The 17492-nt window shown below is 41.6% G+C and carries 14 protein-coding genes; all 14 read left to right on the top strand.

Translation table 11 applies throughout. The annotated features are described in order from the left end of the window. Positions 1-214 precede the first annotated feature (214 nt). The 14 genes from JSY36_RS20855 to rnr all read left to right on the top strand — a co-directional run bounded on the left by JSY36_RS20855 (position 215) and on the right by rnr (position 17368). Positions 215-883, top strand: a complete 669-nt coding sequence (locus tag JSY36_RS20855) for a GntR family transcriptional regulator (protein WP_336511499.1) — start codon at positions 215-217, stop codon at positions 881-883. Next, positions 880-1890 carry a TRAP transporter substrate-binding protein gene (locus tag JSY36_RS14415; protein WP_205166903.1) on the top strand — a complete coding sequence of 337 codons (1011 nt, stop codon included), beginning with the start codon at positions 880-882 and terminating at the stop codon, positions 1888-1890. Before JSY36_RS20855 ends, JSY36_RS14415 begins: the two co-directional genes overlap by 4 nt. Positions 1891-1962: 72 nt before the next feature. Continuing rightward, the gene (locus tag JSY36_RS14420; RefSeq protein WP_205166904.1) at positions 1963-2466 is read left to right on the top strand and encodes a TRAP transporter small permease; all 504 of its coding nucleotides are present in this window, start codon (positions 1963-1965) and stop codon (positions 2464-2466) included. Then, entirely contained in the window at positions 2466-3752 is a 1287-nt protein-coding gene (locus JSY36_RS14425; protein ID WP_122898941.1) for a TRAP transporter large permease, read from the top strand. The genes JSY36_RS14420 and JSY36_RS14425 overlap by 1 nt, the downstream gene beginning before the upstream one ends. A gap of 7 nt (positions 3753-3759) precedes the next feature. Beyond that, positions 3760-4710, top strand: coding sequence for a D-2-hydroxyacid dehydrogenase (locus JSY36_RS14430; RefSeq protein WP_205166905.1), 951 nt, complete (start codon positions 3760-3762; stop codon positions 4708-4710). Positions 4711-4726: 16 nt separating this feature from the next. Then, positions 4727-6424: a M20/M25/M40 family metallo-hydrolase gene (locus JSY36_RS14435; RefSeq protein ID WP_205166906.1), complete on the top strand. Its 1698-nt coding sequence runs from the start codon at positions 4727-4729 to the stop codon at positions 6422-6424. A 12-nt stretch (positions 6425-6436) separates the two neighbouring features. Further along, positions 6437-7717, top strand: coding sequence for an aspartate aminotransferase family protein (locus tag JSY36_RS14440; RefSeq protein ID WP_205166907.1), 1281 nt, complete (start codon positions 6437-6439; stop codon positions 7715-7717). Positions 7718-7732: 15 nt separating this feature from the next. Next, on the top strand, positions 7733-9160 hold the full coding sequence (locus tag JSY36_RS14445) for an NAD-dependent succinate-semialdehyde dehydrogenase (protein WP_205166908.1): 1428 nt from the start codon (positions 7733-7735) through the stop codon (positions 9158-9160). Positions 9161-9170: 10 nt separating this feature from the next. Further along, positions 9171-10592 carry an FAD-binding oxidoreductase gene (locus JSY36_RS14450; RefSeq protein WP_183163851.1) on the top strand — a complete coding sequence of 474 codons (1422 nt, stop codon included), beginning with the start codon at positions 9171-9173 and terminating at the stop codon, positions 10590-10592. After that, a complete protein-coding gene (locus JSY36_RS14455) occupies positions 10589-11893 on the top strand; it encodes a (Fe-S)-binding protein (protein ID WP_205166909.1) in 1305 nt (434 codons plus the stop codon). The genes JSY36_RS14450 and JSY36_RS14455 overlap by 4 nt, the downstream gene beginning before the upstream one ends. Before the next feature lie 452 nt (positions 11894-12345). Beyond that, on the top strand, positions 12346-13206 hold the full coding sequence (locus tag JSY36_RS14460) for a glycerophosphodiester phosphodiesterase (protein ID WP_122898926.1): 861 nt from the start codon (positions 12346-12348) through the stop codon (positions 13204-13206). A 238-nt stretch (positions 13207-13444) separates the two neighbouring features. Beyond that, positions 13445-14170: an alpha/beta hydrolase gene (locus tag JSY36_RS14465; protein WP_205166910.1), complete on the top strand. Its 726-nt coding sequence runs from the start codon at positions 13445-13447 to the stop codon at positions 14168-14170. Positions 14171-14260: 90 nt separating this feature from the next. Continuing rightward, complete coding sequence (locus JSY36_RS14470) at positions 14261-15007, top strand: alpha/beta hydrolase (protein ID WP_122900053.1); 747 nt, start codon at positions 14261-14263, stop codon at positions 15005-15007. A 39-nt stretch (positions 15008-15046) separates the two neighbouring features. Continuing rightward, on the top strand, positions 15047-17368 hold the full coding sequence (gene rnr / locus JSY36_RS14475) for a ribonuclease R (RefSeq protein ID WP_205166911.1): 2322 nt from the start codon (positions 15047-15049) through the stop codon (positions 17366-17368). The last annotated feature ends 124 nt before the right edge of the window (positions 17369-17492 follow it).

The raw sequence follows: 17492 nt of genomic DNA on the forward strand, positions 1-17492 counted from the left end.
TTTGGAAACCCATGTATATAATTAAATTAATTAAATAAATAAAAACTTTAAAATAGTTTGACAATAAAGAGTGAAGCGCTTACAATAACACCATGTTTAAAATTGTATACAGTACACAGTATACAAAATAAACCAGGCTATGTTATCTGAATTTTTTTTACTTTCAGACTGTATACAGTATACCGATATGGGAAGTTGAGAGGAGAGAACGGCAATCGATAAATTAAAAAGACCTCAGTCACTTACAGAACAGGCTTACAGAGAAATAAAAAGATCAATCATCAACAATGAAGTTGAGCCTTTAGCATACTTAGCTGAAGAAAAAATAGCTAATAATCTTGGCATTAGTCGAACCCCTATAAGGGAAGCGCTCAAACAATTGGCTTTTGAAGGACTTGTTGAGTTGAGGAAGGGTTCTAAGGCAAGAGTAAGCTCTGTCTCACCGGAAGATGCTCTGGATTATCAGTTGTTACGTGAACGATTAGAATCCCTGTCTGCCGAACTGGCAGCTAACTATACAACAGAACGTGACATTAGAGAGCTTATTGAAATTACAAAACAACAAAATAAGTCTTTGGAGTTGAAAGATTACCATCAGTTTATAGAACTTGATTATCAATTTCACAGTAAAATCGCTGAGCTTTCAAACAACAAAAAGCTGGTTGAATTTATAAACTATCTGAACCTGCAAGTCCAACGATTTTTAGTTTTATCCAATACGTTGTCTGATAGCGGTATTGAAGCCGTTGATGAGCATTATGTAATTATCGAGATGTTACAAAAACAAGAGTCAGAACAAGCGGGTGTGACAATGCAAAACCACATAAAAAATGTGACAAGACGAATATTTGGTCATTCAAAAACAAAGGAGGATACAAAATGAAGAAAGCAAGCTTAGGGTTATTAACAGCAGGGTTGGCAGCAATGATGGTGGCATGTGGAGAAGAAAGTTCAGGTGCTCAAGAGGACGTATACGAAATTAGAGTAGCTCACTTGGTTAATGAGGAACAATCGACCCATGTAGCACTGGAAAGTTTTAAAGAAAGAGTTGAAGAGAGGTCCGATGGACAATTGAAAGTTGAAGCTTATCCAAACGGTTCTTTGTACGGCTCTGATCGAGAAGCTATTGAAGCCGTTCAGATGGGGAACCTTGAAATGACGATTCCTGCTGTTGCTCCATTGTCAGGATTTAATAGTAGTTTCATGGTGTTTGACCTCCCATTCTTATTTGAAACCAAAGAAGCAGCATACAGTGCTTTAGACGGTGAACTTGGACAGGGATTAATAGAGGATCTTGAACAGAATGGATTTAAAGGACTTGCTTTCGGAGAAAACGGATTTCGTCATATTACTAACAATGACAAACCAGTAGAGACCCCTGAAGATTTACAAGGAATGAGACTTAGAACAATGGAAAATCCTGTTCATACAGCTAGTTTCCGATCTTTAGGTGCAGATGCTTCTCCGTTTGCTTTTGGTGAACTGTATACAGCTCTGCAACAAGGAACTTATGATGCAATGGAGAGCCCAATTTCACTTGTTTACACCAGTAAATTCCATGAAGTACAGGAGTATCTGACATTAAGTGACCACTTTTACGCTGCTACGATTCTGCTTATGAACAATGACTTCTTTAATGAGCTTCCGGAAGATCTTCAAGAAATTGTTGTTGAAGAGTCCGAAAACTATCGAGATGAGCAGAGAAAAATTGCTGACGCTCAAGATGAAGAATGGTTGGAATTGCTCCAGAATGACCACAACATGCAAGTGAATGAACTATCTCCGGAGCAAAAAGAGGCCTTTGTGGAAGCTACACAGTCAGTGTACGACGACTTTGAAGAAGAAATCGGTGCGGATCTCATAGAATTGGCAAGACAAGCAAACGAATAGAAACCAGTAAGAGGAAAGCAACTGATGAGGTGGTGCATTCTTTGCTCCACCTCAATAAATGAGGTGATCACATTGTCTGTAAAAAAGTTGTTGGATGAAAGACTGGAAGAAGTGATTATTGTTATCTCTCTTGCAGTAATGGTCCTGCTCATCTTTTATCAAATTGTCTCCAGGTCGTTGTTGGGAAACTCATTAAGTTGGACGGAAGAAACGGCGAGGTATATACATATATGGCAAATCTGGATAAGCGCTAGTTTTGCTGTACGGATGAGAAGACATATCAAGGTGGAAATGTTTAAGGACATGTTGCCTCGTTCAATGCAAAAGGGCGTAGAATTACTATCTCTTTTATTGTGGTTCTTTTTAGCCGTCGTTTTAGCCTACGTTGGGACACAAGTAGTCTATAACATGTACTTAAGTGGTCAAACATCCCCTGCTATGAGAATCCCGATGTGGATTGGATATTCAGCTGTACCGGTAGGTGGGGTGCTGATGTCCATTAGATTGATTCAGCAAATGGTTTGGGTTTTTAAAGCTCCGCCAGAACCGCCAGAACCTACCAGAGGTGATCTGTAATGACGATACTTATTCTTTTCGGAACTTTATTTCTTTTTATTTTATTAAGTGTCCCAATCGCTATTGCACTAGGGTTGTCTGCCATTTTCACAATCTTGATCACGACGGATATGAATCTGACGATTATTGCTCAACGGGCATTTACTTCACTGGATTCTTTTCCATTAATGGCTATACCTTTCTTTATGCTGGCAGGAGTATTGATGGGAAAAGGTGGTGTGTCAAAAAGGCTTTTACATTTAGCCACTGCTATCGTTGGTTGGGTCACTGGTGGATTAGCCATGGTAACAGTAGTAGCTTGTATGTTCTTTTCTGCCATATCCGGATCAGGTCCTGCAACCGTAGCTGCAATAGGGTCGTTTATGATCCCTGAGATGAAACGAAGAAATTATGGAGCGGGGTTTGCTTCCGCAATTACAGCTTCAGCAGGATCTATAGGTGTGATCATCCCTCCTAGTATACCGTTTGTTCTTTATGGAGTAGTAGGCAGTGTTTCTGTCGGGTCTATGTTTCTGGCAGGGATTATCCCAGGGTTACTAGTTGGTCTTTCATTATTACTGATCTCCTTTCTTATTTCCAAAAAGCACAATTACCGAGCAGCTACAACAACCTATTCTTTTAAAGATATGATGACCGCTTTTTGGGATGCAAAATGGGCCCTCCTTATTCCGGTGATTATTTTAGGGGGGATTTACGGTAGTATTTTTTCTCCAACGGAAGCAGCCGTTGTGGCTGTAGTATATGCTCTGGTGATAGGGACCTTTGTATATAAAGAACTTAATTTCCGCAATATTTATCAAGCGTTTGTTGAAGCTTCAATCATTAATGGAGCGACTATGATTATCATCGGTCTTTCCATTTCCTTTTCTTACTTGATGACTGCAGAGAGAGTTCCTATGACAATTGCAGATTACTTGACTAGTTTGTCTGAACATCCAATTGTAATTTTACTTTTGATTAATATCTTTTTGTTAATAGTAGGAGCATTTATCGATACAATCTCAGCACTGGTTATTTTAACGCCTATTTTACTGCCGGTCGTTGTTCAAGTAGGTGTAGACCCTATTCATTTTGGGGTGATCCTGATAACGAACCTGGCAATAGGATTCATCACTCCACCGGTTGGGGTTAACTTGTTTGTTGCCTCGAATATAAGTGGGACGCGAATTGAAGCGATATCACGTGCGGTGCTGCCGATACTCCTGATGCTGATTATCTCACTGTTGGTTATTACTTTCGTCCCTGAGCTATCGACTTTCCTACCACAATACTTTGAGGGGAGGTAATGGTTAGATGATTGTCAGTACTTCCGATGAATTTTCTACTTTGGATATTGAGTCAATGAAGGAAACAGGAATTGATGTAAAGATCTTTTCTTGTATTGAGGAAGTGCCTTTGTCGGTACGAAAAGAGACGGAGGTACTCGTTACTTTTGGAAACGATTTGAATGAAAAAAACATCTATGACTTTGAACGATTGAAGTGGATTCAATTGCTTAGTGCAGGACTTGAAGACCTTCCGTTTATGCAGCTTCAAGAAATTAAACCGGTTGTTTCTAACGCTAAAGGCATTCATACTCGCCCGATGGCCGAATACTTGATCAGTACAATGTTGTACTTTGAAAAAGACTTTAACCGTTATTCTAAACTTAAGAAAGACAAAGTTTGGGATCGGAGTGTTTTTGTAGGAGAACTAGTAAACCGAAAAGTCTTAATCTTCGGAACCGGAACCATCGGAGCTGAAATGGCAAAAGTGTGTTCGTTCTTTGACTGCGAGGTAGATGGTGTAAATACTACAGGAGCTGAACATCCTCAATTTAATCGAGCATTTACCCTTGAAGATGGGTTAAAGAATATTGGTTCTTATGATTACGTGGTCAGTGTTCTACCGTTAACGCCAAATACGAAAAATATGTTTACGAAATTAGAGTTTGAAAGAATGAAAAAAAATGCCGTCTTTATCAATGCGGGACGCGGGGGTCTTGTTAATGAAGCAGACTTAGCCCATTCGATAGAACAAGGGCAGATTAAAGGGGCGGCTTTGGATGTGTTTGTTCAAGAGCCCTTACCGAAAAGTCATTATTTTTGGGATCTTGATAACGTGTTGATTACACCCCATATGTCTGCAAAGTCTATTCATTACCTGACAAGGTGCAAGGAGATATTTGAGCAAAATTACAAACACTATGAAAATGGAAACATTGAAGAAATGATAAATCTGGTTGATTTACACCGGTACTATTAAGGAGGTGACCGTTATCATGCCTACAATAAAAAGATCAATTGTAAGTCCTGTAGTGTTATATGAGAAGGTAAAGGATTTACCTATACCTGAACAGGTGGAAGAGATTACAAAAACACTTGTTAGCATTAATAGTATTAATGGAACCAAAGGAGAAGGGGTTATTGCAGACTTTATTATAAGGTTCTTAACGGAAATCCCTTATTTCAAACAAAGAGAAGGCTCCGTTTGGGCACAACCTCTAAAAAATGATTTACTAGACAGAAAAAATGTATATGCATTCTTAGAGGGAGACAAAACGAGTAGAAAGACAGTTTTATATCATAGTCATATTGATACTGTCGGGGTAGATGATTTTGGTGAAAATAAAGAGTTAGCTTTTCAACCGGACCGACTAAAAGCTCAGTTTGCTGATCAAGTTGATAACCTTCAAATACGAGAAGATGCTTTAAGCAATGAATGGATGTTTGGTCGAGGTGCACTGGATATGAAGAGTGGAATTGCAGTTCACCTTGTTAACCTTATGTATTTTTGCGAACGAGTAAAGGTTTTAAACGGAAATATCTTGGTTATGTTCAATCCGGTTGAGGAAAATGAGCATACAGGTGCAATTGAATCAGTAGATGTACTTTTAAGGTTAAAAGAGAAAGAAAAACTAGATTTTGTAGCAGGTATTAACAACGACTTTGTTACCAGTTTGTATGAAGGAGATAAAAGTAAATATATTTATACCGGTGCAGTTGGAAAACTACTTCCTTGTTTTTATATAAGTGGAAGGGAAGCGCATGTGGGGGAGACGCTCACTAGTGTGGACCCTACTTTAATTTCTGCCGAGATTAATCGAAATTTGAACAACAATATGGAGTTGGCAGAGGATTTTCAAGGGGAGTTAATGCTTCCACCAACCTGTCTTTACCAGAGAGACAATAAAGATTTTTATAATGTACAAACAGCTCTGACAAGTTATTTGTATTTTAATTACTTTGTTTACAAAGACAGTCCGGATCAAGTAATGGGAAAGCTTTTAGTCAAGACAAAGGAAGCTTGTGTAAGCGTGGAAGAACATATGAAAAAACAATTTAATACGTTTTCACGTGTTACAGAAACACCTCCGGCTACAACATTGGACTGGAGCATTGACGTGCTTACTTATGAAGATTATACCTCTTCATTAGTGAAAAAAGGTATCGACATTGACAGTATAACTAAGAAAGTAGTCAAAAAAAATCAGCTTCTTGAAAAGCGGGAGTTATGCTTTGAAATCATTCGCCACCTCCAGGAAGCGGATCCTGATCAAAAGCCAAGGGTAATCATTTTCTTCGCACCTCCTTATTGTCCACATAATTATTTACGTGATCATGTAGATAAAGAGGCACAAACGATTGAGGTTATAAAGGAAGTATTATCGCAATTTGAGGAAGAAACAAATGAAACCTTTAAACTAAAAAAATTCTTTCCTTTCTTATCAGACAGCAGTTATTTATCACTTCATGATACGAATCAAGAATTGGACCGTCTCATTGAAAACTTTCCCGAATGGGAAGCCATTTACCCGGTACCTGTTCACAACATACGGAGGCTGAATATTCCTTCAATCAATATGGGAGTATACGGGCAAGATGCCCATAAACGAACAGAAAGAGTGTTTATGCCTTACTCCTTCAACATCTTACCGAAACTAATCCGCACGTTTACCGAAAAACTATTAAACCAATAGGAGGAGAACATTATGCTACAGACGAAATCATCTCTTTTTGAAAGAGCTTCAAAAGTGACACCCCCTACTGCTCAAAGGGCAACTAAAATAGGTGTTGTTAAAGCGGAAGGGAGTTACCTGTACGGAGAAGATGGACAAAAGTATCTGGATTTTGCAAGCGGTGTTGCAGTAATGAACGTTGGACATAACCACCCTGAAGTTGTCGAAGCGGCTAAGAAGCAAATGGACGAGATGATTCATGCAGGACACAATGTCGTTTATTATCCGTCCTATATTGAACTTGCAGAGAAACTCAATGAACTAAATGGTGGAGATCACATGGTTTACTTTAGTAACAGTGGTGCTGAAGTAAACGAAGGAGCCATTAAACTGGCCAAGAAGGTTACCAAAAGGCCGGCTGTTATCTCCTTTAAACGAGGTTTTCATGGAAGAACATTAGCAGCCACATCAATTACAGCCTCAAGTGCAGCTTACCGTAAAGATTATGAAGGTTTAATGCCTAGTGTGTATTATGCAGATTTTCCTTACGTCTTTCGGTCAAATCTATCAGAGGAAGAGGAAGTAGAGAGATGTATTCAACAACTTGAGGAGATCTTTAAATTTCAAGTAACACCGGATAGTGTTGCAGCGATTATTCTTGAACCAATTCAAGGTGAAGGTGGTTATATTGTGCCTCCTCAATCGTTCTTGGAAAGGATTCGCCGAATTTGTGATGACCACGGTATTCTTCTTGTTTTTGATGAAATTCAGACCGGATTCGGACGAACAGGAAAAATGTTTGCCTACGAGCATTTCAATGTAAAACCGGATATCATAACCCTTGCTAAAGGAATTGCATCGGGCTTTCCTTTGAGTGCTCTTATCGCTCCTAAAGAGATAATGGAACAGTGGCCTGCAGGCACTCATGGAGGAACTTACGGAGGTAATCCAGTTGCCTGTGCAGCGGCTCTGGCTTCTATTAAAATCCTTGAAGAGGAAGGATTGTCCAATTCTGCAACCTTAGGAAAATACTTCAAAGGCAGATTACTAGAATTAAAAGACAAGTATAAGGTTATTGGTGATGTAAGAGGTTTCGGCTTAATGCTCGCAATGGAACTCGTAAAGGATGATGGGACCCCTGATCCGGAAAAACTCGCTCACTTAAGAGCTTTTGCCGAGAAGAAAGGTGTCATTCTATTGGGATGCGGGACGGATAAGAATGTTATTCGATTTATTCCACCTACAACCGTAACAAAACAAGAAATTGATCTTGTGCTGTCAATCGTCGAAGAAGGCTTAACCGAAAACGAGTAGAAGGGGAGAAGAATCATGCTATATATAAATGGAGAATGGGTCCAATCTGTTTCAGGAGAGGAATTAGAAGTCATTAACCCTGCTACAAATGAGGTTATTACAAAGGTAGCGAAGGGGAATGAACAAGATTCCAAGTTAGCAATTGAGGCCGCTGAAAAAGCATTTAAGCCATGGAAATCAACCCCGGCAAAAGAGCGAGCAGCTTTCCTTAAAAGTGCAGCTGAGTACCTTCGCAGTACAATCGATGACTTGGCAGAAACGGTCACTAAAGAAATGGGTAAGCCTGTTAACGAAGCAAAAGGAGAAATTGGGTTAGCGATTGATTATTTAGAGTGGTATGGGGAAGAAGCGAAGAGAGTTTATGGAGAAACAATCCCTTCCTCCCATAAAGATAAACGGTTAATGGTCCTAAAAGAACCCGTTGGAGTTACAGCAGCTGTAACCCCTTGGAATTTTCCGGTAGCCATGATTACAAGGAAGCTTGCTCCTGCTCTGGCAGCAGGGTGTCCGGTTGTTATCAAACCTGCTTCTGCTACTCCACTATCTGCATTAAAAGTGTTTGAAGCCTTTCATGAAGTTGGATTGCCAAAAGGAGTAGCTAACCTGGTTTCAGGATCTGCTTCTAAGGTTGTTGGTGAAATGACGAGAAATACCATTGTCCGAAAAATAACATTTACAGGATCAACAGAAGTAGGGAAAAAGTTAATTCGTGACTCTGCTGATACTGTAAAGAAAGTATCGATGGAGCTTGGGGGTCATGCACCATTCATTGTTTTTGATGACGCTGATCTTGATAAAGCTGTTGAAGGCGCTGTAGCAAGTAAGTTCAGAAATGCAGGCCAGACTTGCATCTGTACAAATAGAATCTATGTGCAAGAAGGTGTTGCAGAAGAATTCGGACGAAAATTTGCTGAAAAAGTCTCCGCACTTAAAATTGGTAACGGTTTAGAAGAAGGGGTTGCTATAGGGCCGCTTATTGACCAAGGGGCATTAAGTAAAGTTGTTGAACATATTTCAGATGCAGAGAATAAAGGAGCACAAATATTGTGTGGAGGAAAACGAGCTGAGGTAAAAGGTAACGAGGGCTGCTTCTTCGAGCCGACCGTTATTCAAGGAGCAACCGATGAGATGATCATTTCTATTGAAGAGACGTTCGGCCCAGTAGCACCAATTTATACATTCAAAACACGAGAAGAAGTGATTGAGCGTGCGAATCATCAAGAGTATGGACTTGCTGCTTATTGTTTTACAAAAGACTTATCTCAAGCCTACTACATGATGGAAGAACTGGAATATGGAATTGTAGGTATTAATGATCCTATCCCAACCACAGCTCAAGCACCTTTTGGTGGAATGAAGGAAAGCGGGATTGGTCGTGAAGGTGGTCACCACGGGATTAACGAATACTTGGAAGATAAATTTGTATCATTAAATTTAAGCTGAATTTGGAAAGATGGTGGACAGGTTGAATAAGCAATGGCAAATCGAACTGGAAAAAATCATTAAGGATAAAAAGCGACTTCTATCGAATCCGGCCGACTTGCTGAGTTATGGTTTTGACGGTTCTTTCGGGCAGTATCAACCTGAAAGGGTCGTTCAGCCCATTAACCGTGAAGAAGTCGCAGACATCATGAAACTGGCCAATACTTTTGGTGTCCCTGTTTACCCTAGAGGGCAGGCTACATGTTTAAGCGGAGGTCCTCTCCCGGTTCGGGGTGGAATTGTGCTGGATACCTGCAAAATGAAAGACAAGCTTACCATTGATTCTGAAAACCTCACAGCTACTGTTTCTCCCGGTGTGATAACGTCGAAAATAAAAGAGGCAGCTGAGAAAGAAGGGTTCTTTTATCCCCCCGATCCAAGCAGTGCTCACGTTTCTACAATCGGAGGAAACGTGGCTGAAAACTCAGGTGGTCCAAGAGGATTAAAGTATGGCGTTACAGGCAATTATGTACTCGGTCTTGAAGTGGTTACCCCCCAGGGAGAGATCATTCGAACCGGTGGACAAACCATTAAAAATGTTACCGGATATAATCTGACACAACTACTTGTAGGCTCTGAAGGAACATTGGGCGTCATTACAGAAGTGACATTACGTTTAATACCAAAGCCAAAAAGTCGTGTCTCATTACTAGTTGTATTTGACGACCTCGTTGCTTCGGGAAAAGCGATTTCAGGCATCTTATCTTCCGGGATCATGCCATCAGCAATGGAAATTATTGATCAGCATTGCATTAATGCAGTAGAAAGACATAAACCTGCAGGATATCCAGTTGATGCAGCGGCGATCTTACTCATTGAGTTAGACGGCCATCCTAAAGCGATTGAAGAGGAGATGGTTGAAGCTGATCGAATTTGCAGAGAAATTGGAGCCAGAGAAGTGCAGACAGCGAGCGATGAAGAGGATCAGAAAAAATTATGGGAAGCGCGCAAGCTTGTTTCTCCTGCTATTGCTAAAATCAAGCCGACAAAAATTTCCGAGGATGCTACTGTTCCGAGAAGCAAAATACCGGAGATGTTTGAGAGGCTGAGTGAAATTCGAGAAAAATATAACGTGGAGCTTGTTGTATTTGGTCATGCAGGGGACGGGAACCTCCATCCAAATATATTGACTGATAAGCGTGATCAGGAGGAAATGAAAAGAGTGGAAATGGCTGTATCCGAAATTTTCGAATCGGCAATCGAAGTTGGCGGGACACTGTCGGGGGAGCATGGTATAGGAACAATGAAAGCTCCCTTTATGGAGAAAGAACTTGGGAAGATTGGACTCGAGATGATGAGAAGAGTAAAAGAAGCTTGGGATCCAAACGATGTGATGAACCCCGGTAAAATCTTTCCTCAAGACGGACAAACAAAGCTGGTGTTGACAGAATGAGTACGCAATCATTAAAAGAGCTTCAAGAAAAAATCGGATACAGCTACACCTTTGATTGTGTTCAATGCGGATATTGTCTGCCTGCTTGTCCGACCTATGAAACCATGGGGAAAGAAACACACAGCCCCCGGGGACGTATTAATTTAGTGAAGATGGCTGCCGAAGGGAAATTGGATCTTAGTGATTTGCGGGATCCAATTGAAAAGTGTCTTGGTTGTCAAGCTTGTGTCACAGCATGTCCAACGAATACGCAATATGGAAAAATACTTGAAGGTGCTAAAGAGGTTTTGAATGAGGAGAGTACCCTGCCTTTTCCAAAAAAGAAGGTTCAGGACTTTATTTTTAACAGAGTATTCCCTTCTTCGAAATGGATGGATACGATCGGACATTTCACTTGGGCATATCAAAAAACAGGTTTGCAGAAGTTCGCAAGAAAAACAGGTCTCTCAAACTTTGCTCCATTGAATCTTGCCAAATTTGAACAGGTACTGCCAAATCAAGTCTCGCCCAAAGTACGTTCTTCCAGAAAGGGGTTTTATCCTGCTGTAGGAAAAGCTAAAGCTTCTGTCGCTTTCTTTAAAGGATGTATCATGGACAGCACATTCTACTCTACAAACCAAAATACCATTTCCTTGTTAAATCATGCAGGAGCAGACGTTTATATACCTGACGAACAAACGTGTTGTGGAGCTTTGCATGCGCACTCAGGAGAAGGGGATTCAGCAAAAGTACTTGCAAAACGTAATATCGAGCAGTTTGAGAAGTATGATGTTGATTACGTAGTCAATAATGCAGGTGGTTGTGGAGCACAACTTGTTGAATATGACCATTTACTCAAGAATGATGAGCAATGGCGAGAACGTGCGATTTCCTTTGTAAGAAAATCTAAAGACATTAGTTCTGTCCTTTTTGAATTAGGAGGGTTACCATCCCTTGTTGAGAAACAGGAAGTGGTTACCTATCAACCCTCATGTCATCTGACTCATGTGCAAAAAGTTACAGAAGCTCCTAAGCTCTTAGCTAAATCAGCTCCGGGAGTTACTTTTAAAGAAATGGATGATGAACAAAAATGTTGTGGTTCTGCAGGAATTTATAATATTGTTAATTACAAAGAAGCAATGGAAATACTCGATGTTAAAATGGCAAAGGTGAAACCTACACATGCTGCAACAATTATAACCACTAACCCGGGTTGTCTATTGCAAATGAAGATGGGTATTCAACGTGAAGGATTGGAAGAGAAGGTTAGAGCTGTTCACCTTGTAGATTTTTTATTTGAAAGATTACCGGACTCAAAATAGCATTTGAGGATATGTATATATGTAGAGAAGCTGGGACAGAAGTGTTTTAGTCAAAGAGAATCCGAATAAATGATGAACGTGCAAATACATCGCTCCTGAAATATACTTCGCTTTCCGCGGGAACGGGTGAGCCCGCACTCTGGGGTCTCACCTTTCCTTTTCATCCCGCAGGAGTCTGCGTATATTTCCTCCGCTATGTTAGCATAATGTTCGGCTTCTCAGCTAAACTTTTTCTTTATGTCCCAGCCTCTTGTGTGTCTTTTTGTTCAGTTCCCATGACATAGATTTCTCTTCAGGAAAAATAATTCGTAGGGCGAAATATCCTTTCTCATTCATATCTATTTAAAATATTCAGAAAATTACTATAATGTTAGGTATCGTTTACATGACGTCAGACTGAGTGAGGTGAATGAAGTCTCAGGGAAACTACTATCAACAGAGGAGATGGAAAAATGAAAAAGTTTTTAAGTATTATTCTAATCACCCTTTTCGTCAGTACGGTAGTTGGACAGGCTACTGCCTCAGCCTTCTCAGAGAAAATCCTTAATGTGGCCCACCGGGGAGCTTCAGGACATGCTCCGGAACATACAATTCTATCTTATGAACTTGGGGAAAAAATGAAGGGTGACTACATCGAGATTGATCTGCAGATGACAAAAGACGGTGTATTAATAGCCATGCACGATGAGACACTTGATCGCACAACTGATGGATCGGGGCATGTGAAAGACCATACTATTGATGAAATCAAACAGCTTGATGCAGGGTCATGGTTTAATGAAAGAAATCCTGAAAAGGCAAGTGAAGATTTTGTCGGGCTGACTGTACCAACGTTAGAAGAAATCTTTATTGAGTTTGGAAAAAGTACAAAGTACTATATTGAAACAAAATCCCCTGAAGTTTATCCTGGAATGGAGGAAGAGCTTCTCCGTCTTTTAAATAAATACGGGCTGACAGGAAAGCACGATCGTGTTTTATTGCAGTCTTTCAGTCAGGAGAGCCTTCAAATCATTCATGAACTCGATCCCTCGTGGCCTTTGGTACAGCTGATCAGAGCAGCTGACTCAGATAACATTACAGATGAACAGCTTGAAGAAATCTCAACTTATGCCATCGGGGTCGGGCCAAACCATACACGCATCTCAGAAGAAGATGTAGCAAGGGTTTTGCAATATGACCTGGACATTCATCCTTACACTGTTAATAACCCGGAAGTTATGCACGAGCTTTTGGATTGGGGAGTAACTGGTTTATTTACAGATTATCCTGATGTACTGTGGAATGTATTAAAAGAAAGACAAACAGGCCGATAGAATGATTTCTCCCAGATAGCTTGTTCTCTCCGTGAAGAAAAAAAGAGCGTATGCGCACAATGCTTAAGAAGGTATTTCAAAAGATGAATCTCCTCTTTTGGAATACCTTCTTTTTGTTAGGTTCATGATAAAAACGGGTATTGGCTTAAGAGAGAAGCTGGTTTAAGCCCACGACGTGACAATGAGGCGGGTTTTCCCGTATGATATTAATGACTCAATGAAAATGGATGTGAACATCATGATTGGAGTACTGTGCCTGCACGGCTTTAGTGGAACACCAAAGGAAATTGAGGCAATATCCAGCCACCTTCAGAGTAAAGAAGGCTGGCTTGTTTATACACCCAATCTTCCGGGACACGGATCAAAAGAAGGGATGAGGGAAGTCACTTATAAACACTGGCTTTATGCGGCAATGGTTTCAATTGAGGAGTTGCTGGAACGGTGTGAAAAAGTGTATGTGATCGGTTTTTCCATGGGAGGAATGCTTGCAAGCTTCCTTGCGGCAAAATACCCCGTAGACCGGCTCGTTCTTATCAGTTCCGCAGCCTACTACCTGAACCCAAAACAGCTTGTCCAGGATGTACGGGCATGGATGGTGGAAGGATTCCAGAAGCCTTTATTCGATGAAAAACTGTACCAGTTTTATAAAAAGAAAATCAAAGAAACACCAATTATGGCTGCTTATGAGTTTACGAAAGTGGTTAAGTCTGCACGTCCTTTACTTAAGGACATTACGGTTCCCACACTGATCATCCAGGGTGAGAGCGACGGTATTGTTCCGCCGAAAAAAAGTGCAGAATATATTTACGAACACATTCAATCTGACGATAAAAGGGTATACTATATTCAGAATGCAAAGCATTACATCTGGTTTGGTAAAGAGAAAGAGGAATTTCTGCAGACGATTGATGCGTTTTTGACTGAAGAAGACACGCCGTCTTTGGAGCATGAAGATCTCGGATAAAAAACGAGCATGCCGTCGTTGCTACGCGGACATGCTTTCTTTAATTTGAACGAACAAAAACACCAGGAGAACGAAGGAGAGAGAAACATGATTAAAGTATCACAGCCTAAGCCATTTACATTTGAAGGGGGAAAGCGTGCTGTTCTTTTACTGCACGGATTCACAGGGAATTCCGCTGACGTCCGCATGCTCGGCCGTTATTTACAAAAGCGCGGCTACACTTCCCACGCACCCCAGTATAAAGGGCACGGCGTTCCACCGGAAGAACTGGTTCATACTGGCCCTGAGGACTGGTGGAAAGACGTTCAGGAAGGATATAACCACTTGAAGGAGATGGGACACGAGGAAATTGCCGTTGCCGGTCTTTCACTTGGTGGTGTATTTTCCCTTAAGCTTGGGTACACACTACCAGTAAAGGGAATTGTACCGATGTGTGCACCGATGTACATAAAAAGTGAAGAAACGATGTACCAAGGTGTACTTGAGTATGCCCGGAAGTATAAACGCTATGAAAAAAAATCGAATGAACAAATTGAAGAAGAGATGAAGGCATTTGAGAAAACGCCGATGAATACATTAAAGGCACTGCAGGAATTGAATCAGGAAGTCCGGGACAATGTGGACATGATTTATTCTCCGGTTTTTGTTGTACAGGCCCGTCACGATAATATGATCGATACGGACAGTGCGAACATTATATATAATGAAGTTGAATCGGAAGTAAAAGACTTGAAGTGGTACGAAGAATCCGGTCACATCATTACACTGGACAAAGAAAAGGACCAGCTGCACGAAGATGTCTATCAGTTCCTTGAGAAACTGGACTGGAATGAATAGACCGGTGCAAATGCGGTCCGAGGGAAAGGAGCAGTCAAAATGACAGAGTTAACAAAAGAGTACGTACTAAATTATATGAAAGAAGAAGCGGACAAGCCGCTGTCGGTAAAGGACCTGGAAGAGGCCCTCGGCGTCACCGATTCCAGCCAGTTCAAAGCGTTTGTAAAACTGCTTAACGAACTGGAGGAAGAGGGGAAGCTTGTCCGTACACGAAGCAACCGCTATGGACTGCCGGATAAAATGAACCTCATTCGAGGGACTGTGATTATGCACCCGAAAGGTTTTGCCTTCGTTCGTACCGAGGAAGGCTTTGATGATATTTATATTTCAGGCTCTGAAATGAACAGTGCCATGAACAAGGATACGGTACTTGTAAGGCGTCATACCAACTCAAGCGGATCCAAGCCTGAAGGGACGATCATCCGTATTCTTGAGCGCGGGGTTAAAGAAGTCGTCGGTACTTATGTGGATGATAAGTATTACGGATTCGTCGTTGCCGATGACAAGCGGATTCCAAACGATATTTTTATTCCGAAGAAAAAAGAAGGCGGGGCCGTTGACGGGCATAAAGTGGTTGTACAGATCACAAAGTACCCTGAAGGACGGATGAGTGCAGAGGGTCATGTGGTTGAGATTCTTGGTCACAAGAACGATCCAGGTGTGGATATCCTGTCAATTATCCACAAGCACGGACTGCCCGGGGAATTTCCCCAGGAAGCCTTGGATCACGCAAATAATGTGCCTGATGAAATCAGTCCGGATGAGATCAAGCATCGCCGGGATTTACGTAACGAAACGATTGTGACAATTGACGGCGCGGATGCAAAGGATCTTGATGATGCTGTCCGTGCAGAGAAGCTCGATAACGGTAACTACCTTCTCGGCGTATACATAGCCGATGTTTCCCATTACGTAAAAGAAGGTTCTCCAATTGACCAGGAAGCGTATGAGCGGGCAACAAGCTGCTACCTCGTTGACCGAGTTATCCCCATGATTCCACACCGCTTATCCAACGGCATCTGCTCGTTGAATCCACAGGTGGACCGGCTGACTCTCAGCTGCGAAATGGAGATCAGTCCACAGGGTGAAGTGGTTAACCATGAGATTTTTGAAGCGGTTATTAAAACAACGGAGCGGATGACATACACAGATGTGCGCAAGATTCTTCAGGAAGAAGATGAAGAAGTAACGAAGCGCTATGAAGACCTGGTACCGTTCTTTAAACGAATGGAAGATCTCGCTGCTATTTTACGTAAAAAGCGTTTTGACCGCGGTGCGATAGACTTTGACTTTAAAGAAGCAAAAGTGATTGTGGATGAAGAAGGGAAGCCGACGGATGTAGAGCTTCGGGACCGTTCTGTAGCGGAGAAGCTCATTGAAGAGTTTATGCTCTGTGCGAACGAAACGATTGCCGAGCATTTCCACTGGATGAAGCTGCCGTTTGTTTACCGGATTCACGAAGATCCGGATGAAGAAAAGCTCAATCATTTCCTGGAGTTCATTACAAACTTCGGTTATGTAGTGAAAGGAAGTGCCAATACGGTTCATCCCCGGGCCATGCAGGAAATTCTTGATGCAGCGAAAGGGGAACCGGAGGAAGCCGTCATCAGTACGGTCATGCTCCGTTCCATGCGCCAGGCTAAATATGATCCGGATAACGTCGGTCACTTCGGACTTTCGGCAGACTTCTACACGCACTTTACGTCTCCGATCCGGCGTTACCCTGACTTAATTGTTCACCGTTTGATCCGTACGTATCTGATCGAGAAAAAGACAGATGAAAAAACACAGGCCTACTGGGAAGAAAAGCTCCCGGCTCTTACACAGCACTCATCTGAACGTGAGCGTCAGGCAGAAGATGCGTCGAGGGAAACGGATGAGCTTAAGAAAGTGCAGTATATGGAAGATAAAATCGGTGAAGAGTACGAAGGGATTATCAGCGGTGTCACCGGATTCGGCCTTTTCGTCGAACTGCCGAACACGATTGAAGGCCTTGTTCATGTAAGTTATCTTACCGATGACTACTATCATTACGATGAAAAGCAATATGCCATGATCGGTGAAAGAACAGCGAAGGTCTTCCGTATCGGTGATGCCATTGATGTCCGGGTTATTAACGTAAACGTGGATGAACGGATTATCGATTTTGAAATCGTCGGTATGAAAGAGCGGAAAACGAAGAAGCAGGACCGTCCGAAAGTCATCGAAGGGGGCAAACGCTCTCCTCGTAAAAAAGACGGGGATAAAGGCGGCTTAAAGCTCGGAGACCGCGGGGGCAAGAAGAAAAAAGACGGCGGGAAAAAAGATAAGCCTTTCTACGAGCGTGCGCCAAAAGGGAAGAAAAAGAAGAAAAAACGCTAGTCTGAATGTGAAAGCACTGGAAAAAGGTAAAGATCGAACTTTTTCAGTGACTTCGCTGAATATCCGGGTCCTTTTCCAGGGATCCGGATTTTTTATCTACATGTGGATAAAAAACGGTTAGTTT

The sequence above is a fragment of the Alteribacter salitolerans genome, from assembly GCF_016901055.1.
GTDB classification, from domain to species: domain Bacteria; phylum Bacillota; class Bacilli; order Bacillales; family Salisediminibacteriaceae; genus Alteribacter; species Alteribacter keqinensis.